The sequence below is a fragment of the Klebsiella africana genome (assembly GCF_020526085.1).
Taxonomy (GTDB): Bacteria; Pseudomonadota; Gammaproteobacteria; order Enterobacterales; family Enterobacteriaceae; genus Klebsiella; species Klebsiella africana.
In genome coordinates, this window is the sequence record NZ_CP084874.1 from 4,426,407 (window position 1) to 4,452,595 (window position 26,189).

Genomic DNA, 26,189 nt, shown 5'->3' on the forward strand with positions numbered 1-26,189 from the left:
ACGCTTACCGGGCCTAAGGGAGGCCACTAATTCTGTAGGCCGGGTAAGCGTAGCGCCACCCGGCATTGAGATTTACGCCTGCTCTTTCGCGTTCGGTTTCGGCAAGAAACCTTCCAGCACAATCAGCGCTGCGCCGATGCAGATCGCACTATCGGCGAGGTTGAAGGTGGCGAAATGCCAGTCGCCGACGTAGAAGTCGATCATATCGACCACAAAGCCGTGCCACAGGCGATCGAACAAGTTGCCCAGCGCGCCGCCGATAATCAGCGCGTAGGCAATGTTGTTCAGCTTTTGCGTTGCCTTCGAACGGTACATCAGCACCGTCAGTACCACGCAAATGCCGATCGCGATCCCGGAAAAGAACCAGCGCTGCCAGCCGCCACTGTCGGCGAGGAAGCTAAAGGCCGCGCCGTAGTTGCGGGCATAATGCAGATTAAGCGACGGGAACAGCGGAACCGTCTCCCCCAGAGCGAAGTTCTGGAGGATCAGGAATTTGCTGCCCAGATCGATAATCAGCACGGCTACGACCACCCACAGCCAGCGTAGCCCCGTTGAACAGATCGATTTACTCATCAGGCGAATTTACGTTGCTCGCCGTCACCGGCGACGTTGCTCACACAGCGTCCGCAGATTTCCGCGTGTTCCGCCACCTTGCCGATATCAGTGGTGTAATGCCAGCAGCGCGGGCATTTCTCACCTTCGGCCTTACTCAATGCGACTTTCAGCCCTTTGAGCAGTTCGCTCTGCTGCGCATCAACAGGCGCGCTCGCATAGTCTGCGACGTTCGCCCCAGAGGTCAACAGGACAAATCGCAATTCATCGCCCAGCGCGTTGAGTTTTGCCGCCAGATCGGCATCGGCATACAGCGTGACCGCCGCTTCCAGCGAGCCGCCGACTTTCTTATCCGCACGCGCCTGCTCGATCACCTTGTTGACTTCGCCGCGTACCTTCAGCAGCTCATCCCAGAAACCGTCGTTCATCGCTTCGTCGTCGGCCAGGCCGAACAGACCTTCATACCACTCGCCGGTGAAGACGTATTTCTCACGCTCGCCCGGCAGGTAGCCCCAGATTTCGTCCGCGGTGAAGGACATGATCGGCGCCATCCAGCGCACCAGCGCTTCCACGATATGGAACAGCGCAGTCTGGCAGCTACGACGCGCCACGCTGTCCGCCTTGGCGGTGTACTGGCGGTCTTTGATGATGTCGAGGTAGAACGAGCCCATCTCGATGGAGCAGAAGCGCATCAGGCGCTGCACCACTTCATGGAAGTCGTAGGATTCGTAGGCTTTCAGGATATCTTCCTGTGCCGCCTGCGCGCAGCCGACCGCCCAGCGGTCCAGCACCACCATATCTTCCGGTTTAACCATGTCTTTCGCCGGATCGAAACCATTCAGGTTCGCCAGCAGGAAGCGCGCGGTGTTACGGATACGACGATAGCTGTCGGCGGCGCGTTTGAGGATCTCATCGGAGACCGCCATTTCGCCGGTGTAGTCGGTGGAAGCCACCCACAGGCGCAGGATATCGGCGCCGAGCTTGTTCATCACGTCCTGCGGGCTAACGGTGTTGCCGATAGACTTGGACATTTTACGGCCCTGGCCGTCGACGGTGAAGCCGTGGGTCAGTACCTGACGATATGGCGCCTTGCCTTTCATCGCCGTGGAAATCATCAGCGAAGACATGAACCAGCCACGATGCTGGTCAGAACCTTCCAGATACATATCGGCAGCGTGACCGGCGAATTCCGGACGCACGTCAACCACGGAGGAGTGGGTCGACCCGGAGTCAAACCAAACGTCAAGGGTATCCGGCACTTTCTCGTAGCTGTCAGCGTCATCGCCAAGGATGTCGCGGGAATCGAGATCCCACCACGCCTGGATGCCGTCGACTTCAACACGCTTCGCCACTTCTTCCATCAGCTCAAGGGTACGCGGGTGCAGTTCGTGAGTTTCTTTATGCACGAACAGCGACATCGGCACGCCCCAGGTGCGCTGACGGGAGATACACCAGTCAGGACGGTTAGCAACCATCGATTCGATACGCGCCTGGCCCCAGTCCGGGATCCACTGCACGCCTTTGATCTCTTTCAGCGACTGCGCGCGCAGGCCTTTCTGATCCATGCTGACGAACCACTGTGGGGTGGCGCGGAAGATGATCGGCGACTTGTGGCGCCAGCAGCACGGATAGCTGTGCTGCATTTTTTCCACATGCAGCAGCGCGCCACGCTCACGCAGCATCTCAACGATGATGTCGTTGGCTTTGAAAACATTAATGCCGTCCAGAGACGGATAGGTACCTGGCAGGTAAGCGCCGTCCGGGCCAACCGGGTTAGCGATTTCCAGACCGTATTTCTGGCTAATGGTGTAGTCGTCCGGACCGTGGCCACCGGCGGTATGTACCGCACCGGTACCCGCATCCAGCGTCACGTGGTCGCCAAGGATCGCCGGCACGTCGAAATCGAGGAACGGATGCTTGAAGCGCATCAGTTCGAGCTCGGAACCCTGTACCGCCGCCAGGATAGTGTAATCCGTCGCGCCAACGCGCTTCATTACGCTCTCAACCAGGTCTTTCGCCAGGATTAGCGCCTGGCCGTCAACCTGCACCAGCGCATAGTCAAATTCCGGCGACAGGGAGATAGCGCGGTTAGCCGGCAGGGTCCACGGGGTGGTGGTCCAGATAACCAGCGACACCGGGCCGTTGACGTCGGCTACGCCGAATTTCGCCAGTATTGCGGCTTTGTCTACCGCGTGGAACGCGACATCGATAGACGGAGAGGTTTTGTCGTAATACTCCACTTCCGCTTCCGCCAGCGCGGAACGGCAGTCTACGCACCAGTGCACCGGTTTGGCGCCTTTATGCAGGTGGCCATTACCGATGATTTTGCCCAGCGCGCGGATGATGTTGGCTTCGGTTTTGAAGTCCATGGTCAGGTACGGATGCGACCAGTCGCCTAGCACGCCGAGACGGATAAAGTCTTTACGCTGGCCGTCGATCTGCTCGGCGGCATATTCGCGGCACTTAGCGCGGAATTCGGCGGCGGTGAACTTCTCGCCCGGCTTGCCGTATTCCTGCTCCACTTTCAGCTCGATCGGCAGGCCGTGGCAGTCCCAGCCCGGAACGTAAGGCGAGTCATAGCCCGTCAGTCCTTTGGACTTAACGATAATGTCTTTCAGAATCTTATTTACCGAGTGACCAATATGAATGCTGCCATTCGCATAAGGAGGGCCATCATGCAGAATGAAGGTTTTTTTGCCTTTTTTGGCTGCACGAATGATGCCGTACAGGTCATCATCAGTCCAACGCGCCAGCATTCCCGGTTCGCGTTTGGCGAGGTCGCCACGCATAGGGAACCCTGTTTCCGGCAAATTCAGGGTCGATTTATAGTCACTCATCAGATTCTCGGTTCCGTATTTCGGTTTGATAAACACCAGTGGCTCAGGCCTGGCTGGTCAGCCCAAATAATTCGCGGGCCGTTAACTCATCACGTGCGATTTGCGCCTTCAGCTCGTCCAGCGACGCAAACCGCTGCTCGTTACGTATCTTTTTACGCAGTACTACATTGATATGGCGACCGTAGAGGTCCATTACAACGTCCAACAGATGTACTTCGAGCTGCTGACGCACGCCCGCAACCGTTGGACGGGTGCCAATATTGGCGACGCCCGCTATCGGTTTGTCGCCCAGCCCTGTCACTTCTACCGCATAGACCCCTTTAACCGGGGAAACCTGACGACGCAGCGGTAAGTTCGCCGTCGGAAAACCTATGGTACGGCCCAGTTCGTCGCCATGCACGACGCGTCCGGAGATGCTAAATGGATGGCCGAGCAGTGTCTCCGCAAGAAGAAGATCGTCATCGGCCAGCGCCTGGCGCACCGCCGTGCTGCTGATCCGCACCCCGCCTTCACAGAAGGTCTGGGTGCTGGTAACGTCAAAGCCATATTCCGCCCCCGCCTTTTGTAATAACAAGAAATCCCCCTGGCGACCAGCGCCAAAGCGGAAATCGTCACCAACGGCGAGGAACTGCACGCCCAGGCGGCGCACCAGCAGTTCACTGATAAAATCCTGTGCGGTTAGCGCGGCGAACCGGCGGTCAAAGCGAACGCACAATACATAGTCAACCCCGCTTTCAGCCAGATAGCCCAGCTTTTCACGCAGGCGGGTCAGCCGTGCCGGGGCTTTATCGGCGGCAAAGAGCTCCAGCGGCTGGGGTTCAAAAATCATTACCACGACCGGTAAACCGCGCTGGCGGCCCTCTTCGCGCAACCGCTGCAGCAGCGCCTGATGCCCACGATGCACGCCGTCGAAATTACCAATGGTCAGCACGCACCCGTGCGGGGCCTGACTGAGATTATGTATGCCGCGTATCAGCTTCATGTCTGGCTCAAAACAGTGAAAATCGTCCGAGTATACCTTGTACAACTGTCAACGTTAACCAGCGATTGCACCTCGGCAACGAAAGTTCTCAGGAATTCATTCACTCAGCGCGAGAAAGCGGGAAAACTGCCCGCGCCCGGCGATTTTTATGGTGGAAAGGCTGTATTCGCCTGCAACAAGCTGGTAGAATCTTGCGCCATCACTACGTAATGAAGCGCTGTGGTGTTAAACGGCGCTTATTTGCACAAATCCATTGACAAAAGAAGGCTAAACGGGCATATTCCTCGGCCTTTGAATTGTCCATATAGAACACATTTGGGAGTTGGACCTTGGCTAATATCAAATCAGCTAAGAAGCGCGCCGTTCAGTCTGAAAAGGCTCGCAAGCACAACGCTAGCCGTCGCTCTATGATGCGTACTTTCATCAAGAAAGTATACGCAGCTATCGAAGCTGGCGACAAAGCTGCTGCACAGAAAGCATTTAACGAAATGCAACCGATCGTGGACCGTCAGGCTGCTAAAGGTCTGATCCACAAAAACAAAGCTGCGCGTCATAAAGCTAACCTGACCGCACAGATCAACAAACTGGCTTAATCGCTGCTTGTTGTCGCTTTGTGAAAAAACCCGCGAAAGCGGGTTTTTTTATGCCTGTTATCCTCTCCCGGCGCCGCACGCTGGCGCGATCTGAGCCACGCCAGCCCACGCCTTCCGGCTATCGGGGTTCGGTGAACAGCGACGAATAATCGCGATTACAGATACGCTGTACCGCCGGGTGCTGAATCATTCGTTCAGCGAAAATAGCGTGATACTCCTCCATCACGCTATCCATACGGCCAATTTCGACAATTGATTCATCATGGTAGAAATCATGCGCGTAGAGCGTCGGCGCGACAAATATCGCATTATGTGCGGCGCCGAAGGCTTTCATGAGCGCCGCGTCGTCAAACTCGCCGAGGATCTCCACTTTCAGCCCCTGCACATTAATCCAGTTCAGCAGCTTACGTCCCAGCATCGATCGCCGGCCGGGGATCAGCAGCCGTCGCTCTTCGAGACAGGCCGGGAACGGCTTCGTCGGCGCCGGGTTCATGCACCAGAAGCTGACGCTGCACTCGCCGATCTTCACCGAAAACAGCCCTTCCTGCTGCGTCGAGTCGATCGGGCAGTCAGAGATAATCATGTCGAGCTTATGCTGGCTCAGCTGCTCCAGCAGTAGCTCATGGGTGGATTCAAAACAGCGCAGATGGATCTGCTCGCTCTCAACGACGGCGGCATCCAGCACGCCGCTCACCAGCCGTTTCGAGAGCGCATCGGCCACGCCGACGTCAAACAGCAGGTTCGACTCTTTGCGATAGTTGACGATGTCGAGCATCTCCTGGCTGAGGGTAAACATCCGGTCGGCGTAACGGAAGACCAGCTCTCCCAGCTCGCTCGGCTCAAGCCCTCTTCCCTTTCGCTTAAATAACTTACCCTGCAGGCGCTCCTCCAGGGCTTTGATCTGCCCGGTAATGGTCTGCGGCGTCAGAAATAGCGCCTCCGCCGCGCCCACGACGGACCCTTCTTTATAAACGTGCCAGAAGTAGTACAGATGGTTGTAGTTGATATGTGACATGCTTCTCTCCCTGATAATGTCCAGGAGGGCCTGGCAGGCCCTCCTGCGGAAAGGTTATACCGCGAGGCGAGTATCCGTCACGCGCTGACGCAGTATGAGGTAGCCGGTGACTGCCGATAACACTGAGCCAATTAAGATGCCCAGCTTAGCCCAGTTGATCAACGCAGGATCCACGTTGCCGAAAGCCAGAGTGGCGATGAAAATCGACATCGTAAAGCCAATCCCACACAGGATACCCACCGCCATAATCTGCTTGCAGGTGGTCCCCGCCGGCAGCGAAGCCCACTTCAGCTTCAGCGCCAGCCAGCAGAACAGGCTGATCCCCAGCGGCTTACCGATAAACAAGCCAGCCATGATGCCCAGCGGCAGGAGCGACGTCAGCCCGGCAAGGGTGACCCCCTGCAGTGAGACCCCGGCGTTAGCGAAGGCAAACAGCGGCAGGATCATAAACGCCACCCACGGGTGCAGGACATGCTCAAGCGCTTTAGCCGGTGACTTGCCATGCTTTTCCTCGAGCGGGATCATAAAGCCGACAATCACCCCGGCAAGGGTCGCGTGAACGCCAGACTTTAGCACCGCCGTCCACAGCACCGCGCCAACCAGAATATAGATCCCGGTACGCCGTACGCCGCTCAGATTCAGGGCCACCAGCACCGCAATCGCCGCCGCCGCCACGCCCAGCGAGAGCATGGACAGGTCATGGGTATAAAACAGCGCGATAATCACGATAGCCCCGAGGTCATCAATAATCGCCAGCGCCATCAGGAAAATCTTCAGCGCCGTCGGCACGCGACTGCCTAGCAGCGCCAGCACGCCGAGGGCAAAGGCAATATCCGTCGCCGCCGGGATCGCCCACCCTTCTCTGGCGACAGGATCCTGGGCGTTAAAGGCCAGATAGACCAGCGCCGGGACAATCATGCCTCCCAGTGCGGCGATTACCGGGAAGACCGCCTGACGACGACTGGCCAGAGAGCCCTGAATCAACTCGCGCTTGACCTCCAGGCCAATCAGCAAAAAGAACACCGCCATCAGGGCATCATTGATCCATAACAGCATGTTCTTGTTGATCTCCAGCGCGCCCACACGCAGCTGTACTGGCGTCTCAAGGAAGGAGTGATACAGACCGCTGGTCACACTGGTGTTGGCCATCACCATCGCCAGCGCGGCAGCGATGATTAAGACAATGCCGCCGGAAGCATCGCTACTAAAGAATCGTTGCAGATGTTTCACTTTTACTTTCATCCTGTTGGTGAATAACTCGATAAAAGCATAATACACATACTGATAACTCGAAAAAATCAGATTTAAGTTGGGTTAACACTCGTTTTTTACGAGTTAAACGGCGTTTCTAAGACAAAAAAAGCCCGGGCAGCAAAGGCCCGGGCCGGATATCAACAAAGGCGGTATTAGCGGGTCAAGTCGTCGAAGAACTTCTTCACGCCGTCAAAGAAGCTTTTCGAGCGCGGGCTGTTATTTTCCCCGGTCGGACCGCCGAAGCTTTCCTGCAGCTCTTTCAGCAGCTGTTTCTGCTTCTCATTCAGCCCCACCGGCGTCTCCACCACTACGCGGCACAGCAGATCGCCCTGCGCGCCGCCGCGAACAGACTTCACGCCCTTCCCACGCATGCGGAACAGCTTGCCGGTCTGGGTTTCACCCGGAATTTTCAGGTTTACGCGGCCGTCAAGCGTTGGGACCTCAATCTCACCGCCCAGCGCTGCCATGGTGAAGTTGATCGGAACTTCGCAGTACAGGTTATTACCTTCACGCTCAAAGATAGCGTGCTGCTTCACCTGGACCTGAACGTACAGATCGCCTGCCGGTGCGCCATGCTCGCCGGCCTCGCCTTCGCCCGCCAGACGGATCCGGTCACCGGTATCCACGCCCGCCGGAATTTTAACCGACAGGGTTTTGGTCTTCTCTACGCGGCCATGGCCATGACATTTATTGCACGGATCTTTAATCAGCGTACCGCGTCCCTGGCAGTGCGGACAGGTCTGCTGTACCGCAAAAAAGCCCTGGCGCATCTGCACCTGACCTGCACCATGACAGGTAGGACAGGTCTGCGGTTTGCTGCCGGCCTTGGCGCCGCTGCCGTGGCAGACGTCGCACTCTTCCAGCGTCGGAATACGGATCTCTTTAGTGACGCCACGCACCGCTTCTTCCAGCGTCAGCTCCATGTTGTAACGGAGATCGGCACCGCGTGCCGCGCGCTGACGACCACGTCCGCCGCCAAAGATATCGCCGAAAACATCGCCAAAGATATCGCTGAAATCAGCACCGCCGCCAAAACCGCCGCCGCCGCCCATGCCGCCCTGTTCGAAGGCCGCGTGGCCGTACTGATCGTAGGCCGCACGCTTCTGGGCATCAGTCAGGATTTCATACGCTTCTTTGATTTCTTTAAATTTGGCTTCAGCCTCTTTATCACCCTGGTTGCGGTCCGGGTGATATTTCATGGCCAGGCGCTTATAAGCCTTTTTGATTTCACGCTCTTCCGCTGTTTTGGAAACGCCTAAAATCTCGTAGTAATCTTGCTTTGCCATCGGTGTTTTTCAGCCCCTTAACATGCGTGCACGGGCGGAGAGGAAACCTCTTCGCCCGTGCCAGTGTTTTACCCGTTCAAAGGGCGATTATTTTTTATCTTTCACTTCTTCGAACTCAGCGTCGACAACATCGTCGTCTTTCGCGTTGCTCGCCTGAGCGTCAGCGGAACCCGCCTGCTGCTGAGCGTGCTGCTGCTGAGCGATTTCCATCAGCTTCTGAGAAGCCTGCGCCAGCGCCTGCATTTTCGCTTCGATATCCGCTTTGTCTTCGCCTTTCAGCGAAGTTTCCAGCGCGGTCAGCGCAGACTCAATGGCAGTTTTGTCGTCAGCCGGCAGTTTATCGCCTGCTTCTTCAACCTGCTTACGAGTGCTGTGCAGCAGATGATCGCCCTGGTTGCGGGTCTGTACCAGCTCTTCGAACTTACGGTCAGATTCAGCGTTAGCTTCTGCTTCGCGAACCATTTTCTGAATTTCTTCTTCATTCAGACCGGAAGACGCTTTGATGGTGATCTTCTGCTCTTTACCGCTGTTTTTGTCTTTCGCGGAAACGTGCAGGATACCGTCAGCATCGATATCGAAAGTCACTTCGATCTGCGGCATGCCGCGCGGCGCCGGGTTAATACCATCCAGGTTGAACTGACCCAGAGATTTGTTATCAGACGCGCGTTTACGCTCACCCTGCAGCACATGGATGGTTACCGCAGACTGGTTGTCTTCAGCGGTAGAGAACACCTGGCTGTGCTTGGTCGGGATGGTGGTGTTTTTGCTGATCAGCGCAGTCATTACGCCACCCATGGTTTCGATACCCAACGACAGCGGGGTTACGTCGAGCAGCAGTACGTCTTTCACATCGCCAGTCAATACACCGCCCTGAACGGCAGCACCGATCGCCACGGCTTCATCCGGGTTAACGTCTTTACGCGGTTCTTTACCAAAGAACTCGGCCACTTTCTTCTGCACCATCGGCATACGAGTCTGACCACCAACGAGGATCACGTCGTTGATATCAGAAACGGACAGACCGGCATCCTGCAGAGCGACTTTCAGCGGCTCGATGGAACGGTTAACCAGGTCTTCTACCAGGCTTTCCAGTTTCGCGCGAGTCACTTTGATGTTCATGTGTTTCGGACCGGTCGCGTCTGCAGTGATGTACGGCAGGTTAACGTCGGTCTGCTGAGCAGAAGACAGTTCAATCTTCGCTTTCTCAGCGGCTTCTTTCAGGCGCTGCATAGCCAGCGGGTCGTTGCGCAGGTCAATGCCCTGATCTTTCTTGAACTCATCAACGAGGTAGTTGATCAGACGCGTATCGAAGTCTTCGCCGCCCAGGTGGGTATCACCATTGGTCGCCAGAACTTCAAAGGTTTTTTCGCCATCAACTTCGTCGATTTCGATAATAGAGATATCGAAAGTACCACCACCGAGGTCGTAAACCGCGATAGTACGGTTGCCCACTTCTTTATCCAGACCATAAGCCAGCGCGGCCGCGGTTGGTTCGTTGATGATACGTTTAACTTCCAGACCGGCGATACGGCCGGCATCTTTGGTTGCCTGACGCTGCGCATCGTTAAAGTAAGCCGGTACGGTGATAACCGCTTCAGTTACCGGTTCACCCAGGTAATCTTCAGCCGTTTTCTTCATTTTCTTCAGCACTTCTGCAGAGATCTGCGGCGGTGCAGTTTTGGTGCCTTTCACATCCAGCCATGCGTCGCCATTGTCTGCGGCAACAATTTTGTATGGCATGATAGAAACGTCACGCTGAACTTCTTCGTCCTGGAAGCGGCGGCCAATCAGGCGTTTAATCGCAAACAGGGTGTTTTGCGGGTTTGTCACTGCCTGACGTTTAGCCGGCTGACCAACCAGAGTTTCACCATCCTGGGTATAGGCAATGATAGAAGGCGTGGTGCGATCGCCTTCGGCGTTCTCCAGCACGCGTGCAGTAGTGCCATCCATAATCGCTACACAAGAGTTGGTAGTACCCAGGTCGATACCAATAATTTTACCCATCTAAACGTCTCCACTAAAAATTCGATCAACATGTGGTTGTGAACCTGTAATAAGGGCGAAACGTGCGGTTTCAACTGCCCAGACATCATTTTTTTTCAGGTTCTTCACTGCGGTTGACTACAAGATGGGGTCGCCCACTCCGGCATCAAGGGGCAAGCATAAAAATTTTTTGCGTCGGATTCACACACAGTTACGGATGGCTTACCGAACAAGGTTGTTGGATGGCAAAAACGGCAGCGAAATATGTATACAAAAAACAAATTAAAACACCAAATATATTCATAATATCATTGACATAACCCGCAATACTTGCGCGCTAAAAGCCCCGTTTTCGCAGTGATAAACTCCCGCCACTGCACTTTGCTTATTCAGGGGACAAATTAATGAAATCGCTATACCGGCTTTCCGTGGGGCTTATCCTCGGCGCGTCATTTATCACCTCGGCGGCCGCTAACGACCATAAAATCCTCGGCGTGATAGCTATGCCGCGCAATGAAACCAACGACCTGACGCTGACGCTCCCCGTCTGCCGGGTGGTCAAACGCATTCAGCTCAGCGCCGACCGCGGCGATATACAGCTCTCCGGGGCAACGGTCTACTTTAAAGCCAGCCACGGCGCCAGCCACACACTGAACGTCCCCGCCGGGATCAAAGAGGGCAGCACCACCGGCTGGATCAACATCAATAGTGATAACGACAGCAAACGCTGTGTGAAAAAAATCGCTTTCTCCGGCCACACGGTGCACTCCTCAGATATGGCGTCACTGAAAATTATCGGCGATGACTAACGTCGTTCCCTGCCCGAGAGAAAACGTTATGCATATTAATTACCTGGATGATGACGATCTCGCCTTTCTGCGTGAGTGCAGCGAGGCGCATCTGGAAGCCTTTACCCGCATTCTGACCCACGGGGAAAATGGCAAACCCCGTCTCTCCAGCACGCTCCTGCGCAACGAGACTTTTTTAGCGATGGAGGGGCATCCGGAGCGCTATCGTCGCAACTGGCAGTTGATTGCTGGCGAGCTGCAGCATTTTGGCGGCGACAGCATCGCCAACACCCTGCGGCGCCATGGCAAATTTTATCGCGCGATCCTGCTGGATGTATGCAAGCGGCTGAAAGCGAAAGTCGACAAACAGATGTCGACGCCGCAGATCGAGCAGCAGTTGCTGACCCATTTTCTGCAAAATAGCTGGAAGAAGCTCGATGCAGCGCAAAAAGCGCAGTTTCTCGCCGCAGTGGAATGCCGGAGCAACGAGCTGGACACCCTGATGCCCCATCTGCTAAGGCATCGTAAGCTGAGCGAAGGCGTCACCCTGTTGCTGGATGAACGCTTAACCGCCATCCTGCGCACGCACGCCGCAGTAAGCGTTATCGGACATGGCCTGGTGCGCGGTGCCGGGCTGGGTGGACCGCTCGGCGCCGCGCTGAACAGCGTTAAAGCGGTGAGCGGCAGCGCCTATCGGGTCACCATCCCCGCGGTCCTGCATATTGCCTGTTTACGGCAAATGCTCCAGCCGCCGTCAGACAGCGCGGAAATTGGTGAAAAATACCCCGCCAGATCATAGACAGCCCTTTAGCGCCTCATTATTATGCCGCGCCCCGCCGCCAAGTCGCGGGGTAATGCTTCCCTTTTAATGATAATTTTGAGGAATTATGGGCAACACTAAGTTGGCTAATCCGGCACCGCTGGGCCTTATGGGCTTCGGCATGACCACTATTCTGCTTAACCTGGCGAATAGCGGCCTGTTCGCATTCGATGTAGCTATCCTGGCGATGGGCATTTTTTACGGCGGCATTGCGCAAATTTTTGCTGGCCTGCTGGAATACAAAAAAGGCAACACTTTTGGCTTAACCGCTTTTACCTCCTACGGCAGCTTCTGGCTGACGCTGGTGGCTATCCTTCTGATGCCGAAAATGGGCCTGGCAGACGCGCCTAACGCGCACTTCCTCGGTATGTACCTCGGCCTGTGGGGCGTCTTTACCCTGTTTATGTTCTTTGGCACCCTGAAGGCAGCCCGCATGCTGCAGTTTGTCTTCCTGAGCCTGACCGTACTGTTCGCGCTGCTGGCGATTGGCCATTTGGCCGATAACGAAAGCATTGTGAAGGTGGCCGGCTGGGTCGGCCTGGTTTGTGGCGCCAGCGCTATTTACCTGGCGATGGGTGAAGTGCTGAACGAGCAGTTCGGCCGCACCGTGCTGCCGATTGGCGAACCGCGCTAATCTTCTGCCGCCGTCCTGTCACAGGGCGGCGGCATGTCAGTCATCTTTAGCGCTGTAGCTCCCCTTCCGGCATTCCCGTCGGCGCCGTCAGCCCCTGACGTAGCCAGATACCTAATCCCAGCCCCATCAGCGACAGGGCCAGCACATACCATGCCGGCGCCATCGGCGACACGCCCATCAGCATGGTAACGGCAATCGGCGTCAGGCCGCCAAAGATCGCGTATGACAGGTTGTAGGAAAACGAGATGCCGGTGAAGCGTACTTCCGCCGGGAAGGCCCGTACCATCACATATGGCACCGCCCCCACCACGCCGACGCACAGCCCCACCGTGCCATAGAGCAGAAACAAGCGCTGCGGGCTGGCGCCGGCAAGATGATAAAAGGCCCAGCTGGCGACCGCCAGCAGCAGACTGCCGACGATAAAAGTGCGGCTGGCGCCGAAGCGGTCCGCCGCCAGCCCGGCGAGCAGACAGCCGATACACAACATAATGGTGGCGATGCTGTTGGCCTGCAGGGTAATGGCCGGCGCAAAACCATAGTGCTTCTGCAGCCAGACCGGTGACATCAGGATCACCACCACCACGCCTGCTGACAGCAGCCAGGTCAGTAGCATAGAGATCACTACCGCCTTCTGATGCTTGAGCGCCACCGCTTTCACCGGCAGCTCCTGCGCCAGCGCTTTGCGCTGTTGCATCTCAAGAAAGATGGGCGTCTCCTGCAACCAGCGGCGCAAATACATCGCGATCAGACCAAATATGCCGCCCAGCAGGAAGGGGATCCGCCAGCCGCCGTCGTGGATACCCTGCGGCGTCAGGCTGGTATTGATTAGCGTCGCCACTACCGATCCCAGCAGGATGCCTACCGTCAGGCCGGCCGTCAGCGTGCCGCAGGCGATACCAATGCGTTTTTCCGGGACATGCTCGGCGACAAACACCCAGGCGCCAGGCACCTCCCCGCCGATCGCCGCTCCCTGCAGAATACGCATCAGCAGCAACAGCAGCGGCGCGACGATACCCACCGAGCTATAGGTCGGCAGCAGGCCAATCGCCAGGGTCGGCAACGCCATTAGCAGGATGCTAAGGGTGAACATTTTCTTGCGCCCTACCAGATCGCCAAAGTGGGCCATGATGATCCCACCCAGCGGACGTGCCAGATACCCGGCGGCGAAAATGCCAAAAGTCTGCACCTGACGCAGCCATTCCGGTATATCCGCGGGGAAGAAAAGCTCACCGACAACGGTGGCGAAGAAAACAAAAATGATGAAGTCATAAAACTCCAGCGCGCCGCCAAGGGCGGCCAGCGTTAGCGTTTTATAATCCTGGCGGTCGAGCGGTCGGTTTGCATATGACATAACGCGATTTCATCCTGAGGTGTGCAGCGTATTTTATAGTGTGTAAAGTAAACAGCACTATATCGTAAATAAAACGGCACACCATCAGCGATGCAGGTTATGTCACAATTGCATCAAATTCAGGATAAAGTTTCGCGTCTGGCGCTCTTGGGACGAAATGCTTCTACTATAAGGCCATCGGTTTCCACATAGGGCCCCTCAAGCAACTGTATACAATAAGGTACACTTGCGAAAATACCGTGCACCAGCACGTTGCCGTCAGCATCTTTCACGCCTTCCAGGGTCTCCTGAATCGCTTTCGGTTGTCCAGGAAGATTGAGGATCAGCGCCTGCTTGCGGATCACCCCGACCTGCCGGGAAAGGATAGCCGTCGGCACAAAGTGTAGGCTAACCTGGCGCATTTGCTCGCCGAAGCCCGGCATCTCGCGATCGGCGATCGCCAGCGTGGCGTCAGGCGTCACATCGCGACGCGCAGGGCCGGTTCCGCCGGTGGTCAGCACCAGGTGGCACCCCATTTCGTCAACCAGTTCGCACAGCGTTTGCTCAATGATGACCTGTTCGTCCGGAATCAGGCGGGTCTGCAGTTCGAAGGGGGTGGTAAGGGCACGCGTCAGCCACTCTTCCAGTGCCGGGATGCCTTTATCCTGATAGACGCCGCTGGAGGCGCGATCGGAGATGGAAACTAAGCCGATTCGTAAGGTATTCATGGTTATTCCGTTCAAACTATGGCGTTAAACGAAATGATACACTGCCGGAGGCGGGACAGACAGTGTAAAGTGGCCGACGGGCGTCGGCCACCTGCGGTATTACAGCAGTTCGTCGATCATTTTTTCCAGTTTTTCCTGGTCGATCGCAAACTTACGGATACCTTCCGCCAGTTTGTCTACCGCCATCGGATCCTGGTTATGCTGCCACAGGAACTCAGACTCGGTAATACGCTCCGGACGGGCTTTCACTTCACCGGTATACACCAGTTTACGCTCAACCGCGCCTTCGCTTTCGGACAGCTCTTTCAGCAGCGCCGGGGCGATGGTCAGGCGGTCACAGCCAGCCAGTTCCAGAATTTCGCCAACGTTACGGAAGCTTGCGCCCATCACCACGGTTTCATAACCGTGCTGCTTGTAGTACTCGTAGATTTCGCTGACGGAAACCACGCCCGGATCTTCTGCCGGCGCGTACTCTTTCTTGTCAGTGTTGGCTTTGTACCAGTCGAGGATACGGCCAACGAACGGTGAAATCAGGAAGACGCCCGCTTCGGCGCAAGCGCGAGCCTGAGCGAAGGAGAACAGCAGCGTCAGGTTACAGTTGATGCCTTCTTTTTCCAGCTGTTCAGCGGCGCGAATGCCCTGCCAGGTGGAAGCCAGCTTGATAAGGATGCGATCGTTGCTGATGCCTGCGTCGTTGTACAGCTTGATGATGCGCTTGGCTTTAGCGATAGACGCTTCGGTGTCATAGGAGAGACGAGCATCGACTTCGGTGGAGATACGGCCCGGGATCAGTTTCAGAATTTCGAGACCAATATTCACCGCCAGCTTGTCGGAAGCGTCGAGGATCTGCTGCGCGCGATCGCTGCTCTGGCTACGCGCCCAGGTCACTGCGTCGTCAATCAGCTTACGGTACTCAGGGATCTGAGCCGCGCCGAGAATCAGGGAAGGGTTGGTGGTGGCATCCTGAGGCTGATACAGCTTCATTGCCGCAATATCTCCGGTGTCAGCGACGACAGTGGTGTACTGACGCAGAGAAGTTAATTTATCCGTCATGATATATTTCTCTTAAACAGCAGTTAAGGGGATGTAACCGGTCTGCCCAGATGATAACACGCTGCCGGGTCAGCGCAACCGCCGACGAGAGAAGACCGCAGAGTGTGATAAACTATGCAGATTAATTTGCTGAAAGCGAAAGGATTGTCACTTAATTGGTAACGCTTACACTGGCGTGCCGGCATAGACAAGAGGACGTTTAATGCCTGATTTTCTCTCATTTATCAACGAAATACTCTGGGGCTCGGTAATGATTTATCTGTTACTGGGCGCCGGCATCTGGTTTAGCTGGCAAACCCGGGGTATTCAGTTTCGTTACGTCCGCAAGTTTGGCCGCAGCCTGAAAAAAAGCCTCCACCCGCAGCCGGGTGGTTTAACGTCTTTTCAGGCGCTCTGTACCAGTCTTGCCGCCCGGGTGGGTAGCGGCAATCTGGCCGGGGTGACGCTGGCGATCGCCGCCGGCGGGCCCGGCGCTGTATTCTGGATGTGGGTTTCCGCCCTGCTCGGCATGGCCAGCAGCTTTGCTGAATGTTCCCTTGCTCAGCTGTATAAAGAGCGCGATAGCCGCGGGCAGTTTCGCGGTGGCCCGGCCTGGTATATGGCGCGCGGGCTCGGCATGCGCTGGATGGGCGTCCTGTTTTCGATCCTGCTCCTGCTGGCCTATGGTTTTATCTTCAACACTGTGCAGGCCAACTCCGTAGCCCATGCCCTGCATTATGCGTTCGATCTGCCGGCGGCAGTCAGCGGCGGCGTGCTGGCCATCCTCGTTTTGCTAACGATCCTCCGTGGTTTACGCGGCGTGGCGCGCCTGATGCAGTGGATTGTTCCCACCATGGCGCTCATGTGGATTGCCACCAGCTTGCTCATCGGCCTGTGGCATATCACCGCCCTGCCGACGATTTTCGCCACCATCTTTCGCTGCGCCTTCGGCTGGCAGGAGGCCGCCGCCGGCGCGGTGGGCTACACCATCAGCCAGGCGCTGACCAGCGGCTTCCAGCGTGGCATGTTTTCCAATGAAGCCGGGATGGGATCTTCACCTAACGCCGCCGCCGCCGCCGCCTCCTGGCCGCCGCACCCGGCGGCGCAGGGGATCGTGCAGATGATTGGCGTGTTTATCGATACCATCGTGATCTGTACCGCCAGCGCGGTCATCGTCATGCTGGCGCCGCGGCCCGACAATGAATATACGCTCAACGGTATTCAGGACTTGCAACACGCAATGAGCGTGCTGGTCGGCAGCTGGGGAGCGGATTTTATCGCCTTCATCGTGATGCTGTTCGCCTTTAGCTCTATCGTGGCCAACTACGTGTATGCGGAAAATAATCTGGTTTTCCTGCGCCTGGACTCACCGCGCTACATCTGGGCGCTACGGATAGTCACCGTCCTGATGGTGCTGCTGGGAACCATGATTAGCCTGCCGGTCATCTGGCAGAGCGCGGATATCATTATGGCGCTGATGGCGATGACCAATCTGACGGCTATCCTGCTGCTCTCCCCGACGGTGCGGATTATCGCCAGCGATTATCTGCGTCAGCGGCGGCTGGGTATCCAGCCGACTTTCGATGCCACTCGTTACCCGGATATTGACCAACAGCTGGCCCCGGGCGCCTGGAATGAATTGCCGCGCGAATAGCGCGGCAATTGCAGCTATCGATCCCACCATGCGCTTTTTTTGTTAAAATTCGTCGAAATTACCTGCAAGGACTGGATATGCTGATTCTGATTTCACCTGCTAAAACGCTCGATTATCAAAGCCCGCTGGCAACGACTCGCTATACCCAGCCCGAACTCCTGGAGTATTCTCAGCAGCTTATCGGCATCGCCCGTAAGCTGAGCGCACCGCAGATTGGCAAGCTAATGAGTATTAGCGACAAGCTGGCGGATCTGAACGCTACCCGTTTCCACGACTGGCATCCTGATTTTACGCCGCAAAATGCCCGTCAGGCGATCCTGGCGTTTAAGGGCGATGTCTACACCGGTCTGCAGGCAGAAACGTTCACCGAAGATGACTTCGACTTCGCCCAGCAGCATCTGCGTATGCTCTCCGGGCTGTATGGCGTACTGCGCCCGCTGGACCTGATGCAGCCCTATCGCCTGGAGATGGGGATCCGCCTGGAAAATCCGCGCGGCAATGATCTGTATCAGTTCTGGGGCGATACCATTACCGAGAAGCTGAATCAGGCGCTGCGCGATCAGGGCGACGATATCGTCATCAACCTTGCTTCCGATGAGTATTTTAAATCGGTGAAAACGCCAAAACTGCAGGGCCAGCTGATCAAGCCGGTGTTCCTCGATGAGAAGAATGGCAAATTCAAAGTGATCAGCTTCTATGCGAAGAAAGCCCGTGGCCTGATGAGCCGCTACATTATTGAAAACCGCTTAACCCAGCCCGAACAGCTCAAAGCCTTTAATAGCGAAGGCTATTTCTTTGATGCAGATGCGTCGGAGAAAGGCGAGCTGGTGTTTAAACGCCACGAGCAATAACACGTTGCGGTAATAAAAAAGGGGAGTCATTCCCCTTTTCAATATAAATAAACGAGATTATTACTTATTTTAACGAACCCAGTTTTCCACCACGCCTTTTTCATCGAAGAAAACCATCAGTGAATTCGAATCTTTTTGGCTGGACTTATCGACCGCATCGGCAGCTTGCGATGCCCCGGTCACCGGAATTATGGAACCCGCGAGACTGACCAGATTGATCCCTTTATCTACTGAATAATACCAGCTCTCTTTGCCCGATGCCGTCACCGTCGTATGACCAGAATCCGGGGCACCAAAATACTGACGAACTTCGGCCTTGGTGGTTTTCCCGACAATCAGATGTTGTTTCAGATAGGCTGGCGTTAATTTATCTTCATTACCGCCAATCGTAGTCCCGGAACAGCCTGTTAAAGCGAACACCACAAAAAAAAGAGATAAAATACGCATGTTTCCTCCTTGAAAACTTTGTGCATTAACAATGCATCTATAACAAATGATATCTATAGCTGATTCATAATAAAATCAGCAGCATAAATATAACCAGCATGAAATAATAATTAAAAAAGATAATCCAGTGGAATTACCCTGCAAAGAGGCCAATCCGTAAAAGAGTTTGCAATAAAAGCAGTGCACTGACAATAAAATAGTGGCGGGAATTTTATGGAGAGAAATTTTGTTGATATGGAAAAAGTGCGTTAAATATAAAACCGGGCAATAGCTGCCCGGTTTTATCAATCATGTTGCCGATATTATTGCCTGACTTAGCCCATCATCAGCTTACGCAGCGCGGCGAAATCCGCCGGCAGGTTGTGAGACAGCAGCGGCAGGTCGGCGCGGTCGGCCAGCTCCTTCGGCAGCGGCAGAGTCTCCTGCAGGATCTCCTCCACGCTCTCTTTGAACTTCGCCGGATGCGCGGTGCCAAGGAACAAGCCGTACTCTCCCGGCTGCAGCTGATCGCGCAGCGCGCGCCAGGCAATTGCCGCATGCGGCTCAGAGATGTAGCCAATGTCCTTCAGCTCGCGCATGGCCGCTTTGGTGGTCTCATCATCGACCGCGGCATAGCCCAGCTCGCTCAGGCGCCAGATTTTACGGCGGAACAGCTCTTCAACGCGCGGCCAGTTGTTCGGCTGGCTGACGTCCATGGCGTTGGACAGCGTCGCCTGGGTGGCTTTTGGCGCCCACTCGCCGCCCTGCAGATAGCGGGGAACGGTGTCGTTGGCGTTGGTGGCGGCAATAAAGCGCTTGATCGGCAGACCCAGCGATTTCGCCAGCAAACCGGCGGTCAGATCGCCGAAGTTACCGCTCGGTACGGAAATCACCAGCTGATTGCGGGCTTCCTGCGGCAGCTGCGCCGCCGCTTCGAAATAGTAACAGATCTGCGCCAGCAGGCGGCTGATGTTGATGGAGTTAGCCGAGTTGAGACCCAGCGTCGCCTTCAGCTCTTCATCGTCAAACGCCTGCTTCACCAGCGCCTGGCAGGCATCAAAGTCGCCATCAATCGCCACGGTTTCAATGTTGCCGCCGAGGGTACAGAACAGCTTCTCCTGCAGCGGACTGATCTTGCCGCGCGGATAGAGGATCACTACCTTGACGTTCGGCAGACCGTAGAAGGCATGCGCCACCGCCGCCCCGGTGTCGCCAGAGGTCGCCGTGAGGATGGTGACCGGCTTATCGCCTGCGATATGGGTCAGCATCTGCGCCATAAAGCGGCCGCCGAAGTCCTTGAACGCCAGCGTAGGGCCATGGAATAGCTCCAGACAGCCGACATCCTCCTGCACCTTGCTTACCGGCGCAGGAAACGCAAACGCCGCGCGCACCCGCTGTTGCAGAACGTCCTGCGGGATCTCATCGCCGATAAAGGCCGACAGGATTTTCGCGCTGCGGGTCACGAAATCCTGCTCCAGCATTTCGTCGATTTCTGTCAGGCTGAATTCCGGCAGATCGTGCGGAAAGAACAGGCCCTGATGCTTGCCAAGTCCCTGGGTGACGGCCTGCGCAAAGCTGACCTGCTCATTGTGATCTTTTAAGTTATACAGTTTCATTGGTTATCCCACTACGCGTGCGCCCGCCGTGTCCAGCCGGCAAATATGAACAAAGCCTTCCTGATTCTGCAGATAATGCGCGGCCAGCCAGTCGGCGACGCGCTGCGCGGTGTCCGGTTTATCACACAACGCAAACAGCGTCGGGCCAGAGCCGGAGATACCGCAAGCCTGGGCACCTATCTCCATTGCCGCCTGACGCGCTTCGCTGAAGCCCGGCAGCAGTTTGGTTCGGTACGGTTCGGCAATCACATCTTTCATCAATTTTGCCGCCAGCTGCGGCTGACGGGTATAGCAGGCATGAATAAAGCCCGCGAGGTGGCGGCCATGGGCGATACAATCCTGGCGGCGGTACTGCGCCGGCAGAATCGCCCGCGCCTCAGCGGTGGAGACTTTAATCCCCGGGTAAGCCAGCACCCACAGCCACTCATCAAACCCGGGCACCTGCTGGCTAATAATCCCATTCTCTTCGATCATTAACTGCATACCGCCAAGATAGCACGGCGCTACGTTATCGTAGTGAATACTGCCGGAGATACGCCCTTCCATCTCTCCCATCAGCGCCAGCATGCGTGTCTCGTTCAGCGGCTTACCGCAGAACTCGTTCATGGCCACCAGCGCAGCGACCACCGAGCAGGCGCTGGATCCCAGCCCGGAGCCGATCGGCATGTTTTTTTCCAGCGTCATCGCCACCGGTACCGTCTTACCGATTTCCCGGCAAAAGCTTTCCCAGCACTGGTAAACAATGTTCTCCTGCGGCGCCGTCGGCAGTTTGCTGGCGAAACGACCCAGATTCTGCAAGCTGAATTGCTCCGCCGCTTCGACAGTGACGTTATCGCCCAGCAGTGTGCCATCGACCGGCGTGACCGCCGCGCCCAACACATCAAACCCGACGCTCATGTTGGCACTGGAAGCCGGGGCATATACTTTGACCATCTTAAACTCCTAACTTCCAGGACAGGGTGCGCAGCAGGTCGGCGAATACGCCGGCCGCCGTGACGTCGTTCCCGGCGCCATAGCCGCGTAACACCAGCGGCAATGGCTGATAATAATGGCTATAAAAAGCCAGCGCGTTCTCACCATTCTTAACTTTGAACAGCGGATCGTTGCCGTCAACCGCGGCTATTTTTACCCGGCAGGTCCCATCCTCTTCGATGTTACCGACGTAGCGCAAGACTTTACCTTCATCGCGCGCCTTAGCAACCCGCGAGGCGAACGCATCGTCCAGCGACGGCAGACGGGCCATAAAGGTCTCGACATTGCCGCTGGCGTCGAAGTCCGGCGGCAGCGCCGACTCGACGATAATGTCCGCCAGCTCCAGTTCTCGCCCGGTCTCACGGGCCAGAATCAGCAGCTTACGCGCCACATCCACCCCGGATAAATCGTCACGCGGATCCGGCTCGGTATACCCCATCTCACGGGCCATCGCCGTCGCCGCGGAGAAACTCACCCCCTCGTCCAGCTTGCCGAAGATAAACGACAGGGAGCCGGACAGGATCCCGGAGAAGTGGCGCAATTCATCGCCGGCGTTGAGCAGGTTCTGCAGGTTCTCAATCACCGGCAGGCCGGCGCCAACGTTAGTGTCATAGAGGAACTTACGCCGCGAGCTGCTGGCCGCATGACGCAGCTGGTGATAATAATCCAGCGAAGAGGTGTTGGCCTTTTTGTTCGGCGTTACCACATGGAAACCTTCGCGCAGGAAGTCGGCGTACTGATCGGCGACCGCCTGACTGGAGGTACAGTCGACGATCACCGGGTTCAGCAGATGATACTCTTTCACCAGGCGGATCAGGCGGCCAAGATTAAAGGGTTCTTTCGCCTCCGCCAGTTCCGCACTCCAGTTTTCCAGATTCAGGCCATGCACGCTGGTCAGCAGTGCCTGCGAATTGGCTACACCGCAGACCCGCAGATCGATATGTTTATTCTTCAGCCAGCCCTGCTGGCGCTTGATCTGCTCCAGCAGCGCGCCGCCGACGCCGCCGACACCGATGACAAACACTTCAATCACCTGGTCGGTGTTGAACAGCATCTGATGGGTCACGCGCACGCCGGTGGTGGCGTCATCATTGCTGACCACCACCGAAATTGAGCGCTCGGAAGAGCCTTGGGCAATCGCCACAATATTGATATTGGCGCGGGCCAGTGCGGCAAAAAATTTCGCTGAGATACCGCGCAGGGTGCGCATTCCGTCGCCCACCACGGAGATGATCGCCAGACGTTCCATAATGGCCAGCGGCTCCAGCAACCCCTCTTTCAGCTCCAGATAAAACTCATCTTCCATCGCCCGTTTAGCACGCGCGCAATCGCTCTGCGGCACGCAGAAACTGATGCTGTACTCGGAAGAAGATTGAGTGATCAACACCACCGAGATGCCGGCGCGGGACATGGTGGCGAAGACGCGGGCCGCCATGCCGACCATACCTTTCATCCCCGGCCCGGAGACGTTGAACATCGCCATGTTGTTGAGGTTAGAGATGCCTTTGACCGGCAGATCGTCCTCGTCGCGGCTGGCGCCGATAAGCGTTCCCGGCGCCTGCGGGTTGCCGGTATTTTTGATCAGGCATGGGATCTGAAACTGGGCGATTGGCGCGATAGTGCGCGGGTGCAACACTTTCGCGCCAAAGTAGGAAAGCTCCATCGCCTCCTGATAAGACATCGATTTCAGCAGGCGCGCATCCGGTACCTGACGCGGGTCGCAAGTGTACACCCCGTCGACATCGGTCCAGATTTCGCAGCAGTCAGCGCGCAGGCAGGCGGCCAGTACCGCAGCCGAATAGTCGGAGCCATTACGCCCCAGCACCACCAGTTCGCCCTTCTCATTGCCGGCGGTAAATCCGGCCATCAGGATCATATGGTCTGCCGGGATCTGGCTGGCGGCAATGCGGCGTGTGGATTCGGCGATATCGACGGTGGATTCCAGATAGTGGCCCACCGCGAGCAGTTTTTCTACCGGGTTGATCACACTGACTTTATGACCACGGGCTTCCAGCAAACCTGCCATGATGGCGATAGAGAGCTTTTCGCCACGGCAGATCAGCGCGGCATTCACCCCATCCGGGCACTGGCCCAGCAGGCTGATGCCGTGCAGGACATGCTTAATCTGAGCAAATTCCTGCTCAACGAAGGCTTTCAGCTGGGCAAGTGGGAAAGCGGGCTGGGCATCGGCAAGGCCCTGAAGAAGTTCGGCAAAAATGCGTTCAGCGTCGGCAATATTCGGGAGGGCATCCTGGCCGCCAATGGTTTTTTCAATCATCGCTACCAGGTGGTTAGTGATCTTCGCCGGGGCAGACAGGACGGTCGCTACCTGCCCCTGCCTGGCATTACTCTCCAGAATATCGGCAACCCGCAGAAACCGTTCCGCATTTGCCACTGATGTACCGCCGAACTTCAACACTCGCATGGTTCTTACCCCTTGATCTCTTGTCAAAAAAAAAGCCCGCACTGTTCAGGTGCGGGCTTTTTTCTGTGTTTCCTGTACGCGTCAGCCCGCACCGTTACCTGTGGTAATGGTGGTGGTGATAATGGTGGTAATCATGCCGATGCGATTCATGGATGTTGTGTACTCTGTATTTTTATCTGTCTGTGTGTCCTGCCTATATTGGTTAAAGTATCTGCCGTCTTAAGTCAATGAATTTCTCAATTAACCCCATTTCAGCAGGCTTACGTATTTTCCCGCTGCCGTGAGAAAATACATCCAGATCGGCGGAATTCAGACCTCAAAAACAGCACAGATAACCATAACTAAAAAATATGACAGAGCTTTATTCTGGCAGGTTTTTTTCAATATCATGCAGCAAACGGTGCAACATTGCCGTGTCGCGCTGCTGCAGAAGGCCCATTCGTTGCGACAACCAGTCGGCCAGTTTGGCATCATCCTCCACGCCCAAACGCGAAAGTAACGCCAGGGTACGAGCACGTAAGGCCTGCAGTTGATGCTGGTCTGCTGCATCGGCGGACGGCGTCGATTGTTGCATAAGCGATGCTAATTGATAACAGTAGACCATCACCGACTGGCCGAGATTCAGCGACGGATAATCCGCAGCCATCGGCACACCGGTCAACACATCAGCCAGCGCCAGCTCCTCATTGGTCAATCCGGCATCTTCACGACCAAATACCAGGGCAGTATGGTTCATCCACTGTGCCTTCTCCTCCAGCAGCGGCAACAGCTGCTGCGGCGTGGCGTAATAGTGAAAACGAGCGCGACTACGGGCGGTGGTGGCGACGGTAAAATCAACGTCATGCAGCGCCTCGGCAAGGGTGGGATAGGTGGTGATACCATCGAGGATGTCGCCTGAGCCATGCGCCACCCAGCGTGCCGCCGGCGCCAGATGGGCTTCACTGTCTACAATTCTTAGATCGCGAAATCCCATGGTTTTCATCGCCCTGGCGGCAGCGCCGACGTTCTCGGCCCGGGCAGGACCGACTAAAATGATCGTTAAACGCATTGCGGTTTCTTTCTCTCTCTCAGGCGTTATCGAGGCGCTGCGCGCCCATTTTACGCGGTGAAAATTTACAAATTTGCAACAAAAATCACTAAAATTGCGTTTTCTTATCCATAAAAAAATCTAAACTGTTCTCAGGAGGCCATCACAAGGAGTATGTTAACAGAACCCATTTATCCATATGATGAGCAATGAAATTTCATCTGACGCATCGTTTCTCACATTGGATTCATCGTATTTATTAATTTATCCACGCAACTAGTTGAGCCGGGTAAAGATTGTGACTATAAAGAGCATGACGATGCAATGATTTCACAAGACTGTTAACGTGCTACAATTGAACTTGATATATGTCAACGAAGCGTAGTTTTATTGGGTGTTCGGCCTCTCTTAGCCTGTTATGTTGCTGTTAAAATGGTTAGGATGTCAGCCGTTTTTGACACCGTCGGGTCCAGAGGGAAAGTACCCACGACCAAGCTAATGATGTTGTTGACGTTGATGGAAAGTGCATCAAGAACGCAATTACGTACTTTAGTCATGTTACGCCGCGCATGTTAATTTGCGACATGCAGCAGGCAGGTCAGGGACTTTGGTACTTCCTGTTTCGATTTAGTTGGCAATTTAGGTAGCAAACATGCAGACCCCGCACATTCTTATCGTTGAAGACGAGTTGGTAACACGCAACACGTTAAAAAGTATTTTCGAAGCAGAAGGTTACGATGTATTCGAAGCGACCGATGGCGCGGAAATGCATCAGATCCTGTCTGAAAATGATATCAACCTGGTGATCATGGATATCAACCTGCCGGGTAAAAATGGTCTTCTGCTGGCTCGCGAACTGCGCGAGCAGGCTGACGTCGCGCTGATGTTCTTAACCGGCCGCGACAACGAAGTGGATAAGATTCTTGGCCTCGAAATCGGCGCTGACGACTATATCACTAAACCGTTTAACCCGCGTGAACTGACTATCCGCGCACGTAACCTGCTCTCCCGTACCATGAACCTCGGTACCGTGAGCGAAGAGCGCCGCAGCGTGGAAAGCTACAAGTTCAATGGCTGGGAGCTCGATATCAACAGCCGTTCCCTGGTGAGCCCGAACGGCGAGCAGTACAAGCTGCCGCGCAGTGAATTCCGCGCAATGCTGCACTTCTGCGAAAATCCGGGCAAAATTCAGTCTCGTGCCGAGTTGCTGAAGAAAATGACCGGTCGCGAGCTGAAGCCGCATGACCGTACCGTTGACGTGACCATTCGTCGGATTCGTAAACACTTCGAATCCACTCCGGATACCCCGGAAATCATCGCCACCATTCACGGTGAAGGTTACCGTTTCTGTGGCGATCTGCAGGAATAATACGATTTATTCCTC

The 26,189-nt window shown here is 55.8% G+C and carries 24 protein-coding genes, 1 pseudogene and 1 other annotated feature; of the genes and pseudogenes, 7 read left to right on the forward strand and 18 right to left on the reverse strand.

Features of this window, described 5'->3' with window-relative positions; genetic code table 11:
- Window positions 1–72: 72 nt before the first annotated feature.
- From lspA to LGL98_RS26355, 4 genes and pseudogenes are all read right to left on the reverse strand, one after another.
- A complete protein-coding gene (gene lspA / locus LGL98_RS21310; RefSeq protein ID WP_136028869.1) occupies window positions 73–573 on the reverse strand; it encodes a signal peptidase II in 501 nt (166 codons plus the stop codon).
- Entirely contained in the window at window positions 573–3,389 is a 2,817-nt protein-coding gene (ileS, locus tag LGL98_RS21315; protein ID WP_136028867.1) for an isoleucine--tRNA ligase, read from the reverse strand. The genes lspA and ileS overlap by 1 nt, the downstream gene beginning before the upstream one ends.
- 43 nt (window positions 3,390–3,432) lie before the next feature.
- Entirely contained in the window at window positions 3,433–4,371 is a 939-nt protein-coding gene (gene ribF, locus LGL98_RS21320; protein WP_008807494.1) for a bifunctional riboflavin kinase/FAD synthetase, read from the reverse strand.
- Window positions 4,372–4,378: 7 nt separating this feature from the next.
- Window positions 4,379–4,584 (reverse strand): annotated as a pseudogene (locus tag LGL98_RS26355) (DUF2575 domain-containing protein); the annotation flags it as partial.
- A 116-nt stretch (window positions 4,585–4,700) separates the two neighbouring features.
- Here LGL98_RS26355 and rpsT point away from each other — a divergent pair.
- Entirely contained in the window at window positions 4,701–4,964 is a 264-nt protein-coding gene (rpsT, locus tag LGL98_RS21325; protein WP_002887965.1) for a 30S ribosomal protein S20, read from the forward strand.
- 118 nt (window positions 4,965–5,082) lie between these two features.
- Here rpsT and nhaR read toward each other — a convergent pair whose 3' ends face one another.
- From nhaR to dnaK, 4 genes are all read right to left on the reverse strand, one after another.
- Complete coding sequence (nhaR, locus tag LGL98_RS21330) at window positions 5,083–5,979, reverse strand: transcriptional activator NhaR (RefSeq protein WP_002887961.1); 897 nt, start codon at window positions 5,977–5,979, stop codon at window positions 5,083–5,085.
- 54 nt (window positions 5,980–6,033) lie between these two features.
- Window positions 6,034–7,209 carry a Na+/H+ antiporter NhaA gene (gene nhaA / locus LGL98_RS21335; RefSeq protein WP_136028864.1) on the reverse strand — a complete coding sequence of 392 codons (1,176 nt, stop codon included), beginning with the start codon at window positions 7,207–7,209 and terminating at the stop codon, window positions 6,034–6,036.
- Between the two features lie 176 nt (window positions 7,210–7,385).
- Complete coding sequence (gene dnaJ, locus LGL98_RS21340; RefSeq protein ID WP_002887955.1) at window positions 7,386–8,519, reverse strand: molecular chaperone DnaJ; 1,134 nt, start codon at window positions 8,517–8,519, stop codon at window positions 7,386–7,388.
- A gap of 87 nt (window positions 8,520–8,606) precedes the next feature.
- On the reverse strand, window positions 8,607–10,523 hold the full coding sequence (gene dnaK / locus LGL98_RS21345; RefSeq protein ID WP_004204234.1) for a molecular chaperone DnaK: 1,917 nt from the start codon (window positions 10,521–10,523) through the stop codon (window positions 8,607–8,609).
- A 383-nt stretch (window positions 10,524–10,906) separates the two neighbouring features.
- Between dnaK and LGL98_RS21350 the strand changes: the two genes are divergently transcribed.
- The 3 genes from LGL98_RS21350 (at window position 10,907) to satP (ending at window position 12,744) form a co-directional block, all read left to right on the forward strand.
- Window positions 10,907–11,311, forward strand: a complete 405-nt coding sequence (locus tag LGL98_RS21350; protein ID WP_136028862.1) for a DUF2541 family protein — start codon at window positions 10,907–10,909, stop codon at window positions 11,309–11,311.
- Window positions 11,312–11,339: 28 nt separating this feature from the next.
- The gene (msyB, locus tag LGL98_RS21355) at window positions 11,340–12,089 is read left to right on the forward strand and encodes an acidic protein MsyB (protein ID WP_136028860.1); all 750 of its coding nucleotides are present in this window, start codon (window positions 11,340–11,342) and stop codon (window positions 12,087–12,089) included.
- 88 nt (window positions 12,090–12,177) lie between these two features.
- Window positions 12,178–12,744: an acetate uptake transporter gene (satP, locus tag LGL98_RS21360; protein WP_136028858.1), complete on the forward strand. Its 567-nt coding sequence runs from the start codon at window positions 12,178–12,180 to the stop codon at window positions 12,742–12,744.
- Between the two features lie 46 nt (window positions 12,745–12,790).
- On the opposite strand, the gene LGL98_RS21365 is transcribed toward satP, so the two are convergent.
- The 3 genes from LGL98_RS21365 to tal form a co-directional block, all read right to left on the reverse strand.
- Entirely contained in the window at window positions 12,791–14,095 is a 1,305-nt protein-coding gene (locus tag LGL98_RS21365; protein WP_136028856.1) for an MFS transporter, read from the reverse strand.
- Between the two features lie 119 nt (window positions 14,096–14,214).
- A complete protein-coding gene (gene mog / locus LGL98_RS21370; RefSeq protein WP_136028854.1) occupies window positions 14,215–14,802 on the reverse strand; it encodes a molybdopterin adenylyltransferase in 588 nt (195 codons plus the stop codon).
- A gap of 99 nt (window positions 14,803–14,901) precedes the next feature.
- Window positions 14,902–15,855 carry a transaldolase gene (gene tal, locus LGL98_RS21375; protein ID WP_136028852.1) on the reverse strand — a complete coding sequence of 318 codons (954 nt, stop codon included), beginning with the start codon at window positions 15,853–15,855 and terminating at the stop codon, window positions 14,902–14,904.
- A gap of 202 nt (window positions 15,856–16,057) precedes the next feature.
- On the opposite strand from tal, the gene LGL98_RS21380 reads away from it, so the two are divergent.
- Together LGL98_RS21380 and yaaA are read left to right on the forward strand one after the other, a co-directional pair.
- A complete protein-coding gene (locus tag LGL98_RS21380) occupies window positions 16,058–17,488 on the forward strand; it encodes an alanine/glycine:cation symporter family protein (protein ID WP_136028850.1) in 1,431 nt (476 codons plus the stop codon).
- A 77-nt stretch (window positions 17,489–17,565) separates the two neighbouring features.
- On the forward strand, window positions 17,566–18,339 hold the full coding sequence (gene yaaA, locus LGL98_RS21385; protein ID WP_136028848.1) for a peroxide stress protein YaaA: 774 nt from the start codon (window positions 17,566–17,568) through the stop codon (window positions 18,337–18,339).
- A 69-nt stretch (window positions 18,340–18,408) separates the two neighbouring features.
- Here the strand turns inward: yaaA and LGL98_RS21390 are convergent, their stop codons facing one another.
- From LGL98_RS21390 to yjjY, 7 genes are all read right to left on the reverse strand, one after another.
- Window positions 18,409–18,786: a hypothetical protein gene (locus tag LGL98_RS21390; RefSeq protein ID WP_136028846.1), complete on the reverse strand. Its 378-nt coding sequence runs from the start codon at window positions 18,784–18,786 to the stop codon at window positions 18,409–18,411.
- A 314-nt stretch (window positions 18,787–19,100) separates the two neighbouring features.
- Window positions 19,101–20,381 carry a threonine synthase gene (thrC, locus tag LGL98_RS21395; protein ID WP_136028844.1) on the reverse strand — a complete coding sequence of 427 codons (1,281 nt, stop codon included), beginning with the start codon at window positions 20,379–20,381 and terminating at the stop codon, window positions 19,101–19,103.
- 3 nt (window positions 20,382–20,384) lie between these two features.
- Window positions 20,385–21,314: a homoserine kinase gene (thrB, locus tag LGL98_RS21400; RefSeq protein ID WP_136028842.1), complete on the reverse strand. Its 930-nt coding sequence runs from the start codon at window positions 21,312–21,314 to the stop codon at window positions 20,385–20,387.
- A 1-nt stretch (window position 21,315) separates the two neighbouring features.
- On the reverse strand, window positions 21,316–23,778 hold the full coding sequence (gene thrA, locus LGL98_RS21405) for a bifunctional aspartate kinase/homoserine dehydrogenase I (RefSeq protein WP_136028840.1): 2,463 nt from the start codon (window positions 23,776–23,778) through the stop codon (window positions 21,316–21,318).
- Window positions 23,779–23,803: 25 nt separating this feature from the next.
- Window positions 23,804–23,921: a sequence feature (Thr leader region), on the reverse strand.
- Complete coding sequence (gene thrL, locus LGL98_RS21410) at window positions 23,860–23,928, reverse strand: thr operon leader peptide (protein ID WP_004222578.1); 69 nt, start codon at window positions 23,926–23,928, stop codon at window positions 23,860–23,862. Its footprint overlaps the feature before it by 62 nt.
- A 211-nt stretch (window positions 23,929–24,139) precedes the next feature.
- On the reverse strand, window positions 24,140–24,826 hold the full coding sequence (locus LGL98_RS21415; RefSeq protein WP_136028838.1) for a tRNA/rRNA methyltransferase: 687 nt from the start codon (window positions 24,824–24,826) through the stop codon (window positions 24,140–24,142).
- 395 nt (window positions 24,827–25,221) lie between these two features.
- Window positions 25,222–25,362: a YjjY family protein gene (gene yjjY, locus LGL98_RS21420; RefSeq protein WP_004146984.1), complete on the reverse strand. Its 141-nt coding sequence runs from the start codon at window positions 25,360–25,362 to the stop codon at window positions 25,222–25,224.
- Between the two features lie 95 nt (window positions 25,363–25,457).
- Between yjjY and arcA the strand changes: the two genes are divergently transcribed.
- A complete protein-coding gene (arcA, locus tag LGL98_RS21425; protein WP_002887843.1) occupies window positions 25,458–26,174 on the forward strand; it encodes a two-component system response regulator ArcA in 717 nt (238 codons plus the stop codon).
- Window positions 26,175–26,189: the final 15 nt, after the last annotated feature.

What these genes read in the sequence shown, in the direction of transcription:
- yaaA (WP_136028848.1), top strand. Translation starts at nt 17,566, where the DNA reads ATGCTGATTCTGATTTCACCTGCTAAAACGCTCGATTATCAAAGCCCG.
- LGL98_RS21415 (WP_136028838.1), bottom strand. Translation starts at nt 24,826, where the DNA reads ATGCGTTTAACGATCATTTTAGTCGGTCCTGCCCGGGCCGAGAACGTC.
- ileS (WP_136028867.1), bottom strand. Translation starts at nt 3,389, where the DNA reads ATGAGTGACTATAAATCGACCCTGAATTTGCCGGAAACAGGGTTCCCT.
- ribF (WP_008807494.1), bottom strand. Translation starts at nt 4,371, where the DNA reads ATGAAGCTGATACGCGGCATACATAATCTCAGTCAGGCCCCGCACGGG.
- mog (WP_136028854.1), bottom strand. Translation starts at nt 14,802, where the DNA reads ATGAATACCTTACGAATCGGCTTAGTTTCCATCTCCGATCGCGCCTCC.
- LGL98_RS21350 (WP_136028862.1), top strand. Translation starts at nt 10,907, where the DNA reads ATGAAATCGCTATACCGGCTTTCCGTGGGGCTTATCCTCGGCGCGTCA.
- thrA (WP_136028840.1), bottom strand. Translation starts at nt 23,778, where the DNA reads ATGCGAGTGTTGAAGTTCGGCGGTACATCAGTGGCAAATGCGGAACGG.
- dnaJ (WP_002887955.1), bottom strand. Translation starts at nt 8,519, where the DNA reads ATGGCAAAGCAAGATTACTACGAGATTTTAGGCGTTTCCAAAACAGCG.
- lspA (WP_136028869.1), bottom strand. Translation starts at nt 573, where the DNA reads ATGAGTAAATCGATCTGTTCAACGGGGCTACGCTGGCTGTGGGTGGTC.
- arcA (WP_002887843.1), top strand. Translation starts at nt 25,458, where the DNA reads ATGCAGACCCCGCACATTCTTATCGTTGAAGACGAGTTGGTAACACGC.
- satP (WP_136028858.1), top strand. Translation starts at nt 12,178, where the DNA reads ATGGGCAACACTAAGTTGGCTAATCCGGCACCGCTGGGCCTTATGGGC.
- nhaR (WP_002887961.1), bottom strand. Translation starts at nt 5,979, where the DNA reads ATGTCACATATCAACTACAACCATCTGTACTACTTCTGGCACGTTTAT.
- thrB (WP_136028842.1), bottom strand. Translation starts at nt 21,314, where the DNA reads ATGGTCAAAGTATATGCCCCGGCTTCCAGTGCCAACATGAGCGTCGGG.
- thrC (WP_136028844.1), bottom strand. Translation starts at nt 20,381, where the DNA reads ATGAAACTGTATAACTTAAAAGATCACAATGAGCAGGTCAGCTTTGCG.
- LGL98_RS21390 (WP_136028846.1), bottom strand. Translation starts at nt 18,786, where the DNA reads ATGCGTATTTTATCTCTTTTTTTTGTGGTGTTCGCTTTAACAGGCTGT.
- tal (WP_136028852.1), bottom strand. Translation starts at nt 15,855, where the DNA reads ATGACGGATAAATTAACTTCTCTGCGTCAGTACACCACTGTCGTCGCT.
- msyB (WP_136028860.1), top strand. Translation starts at nt 11,340, where the DNA reads ATGCATATTAATTACCTGGATGATGACGATCTCGCCTTTCTGCGTGAG.
- dnaK (WP_004204234.1), bottom strand. Translation starts at nt 10,523, where the DNA reads ATGGGTAAAATTATTGGTATCGACCTGGGTACTACCAACTCTTGTGTA.
- yjjY (WP_004146984.1), bottom strand. Translation starts at nt 25,362, where the DNA reads ATGACTAAAGTACGTAATTGCGTTCTTGATGCACTTTCCATCAACGTC.
- LGL98_RS21380 (WP_136028850.1), top strand. Translation starts at nt 16,058, where the DNA reads ATGCCTGATTTTCTCTCATTTATCAACGAAATACTCTGGGGCTCGGTA.
- LGL98_RS21365 (WP_136028856.1), bottom strand. Translation starts at nt 14,095, where the DNA reads ATGTCATATGCAAACCGACCGCTCGACCGCCAGGATTATAAAACGCTA.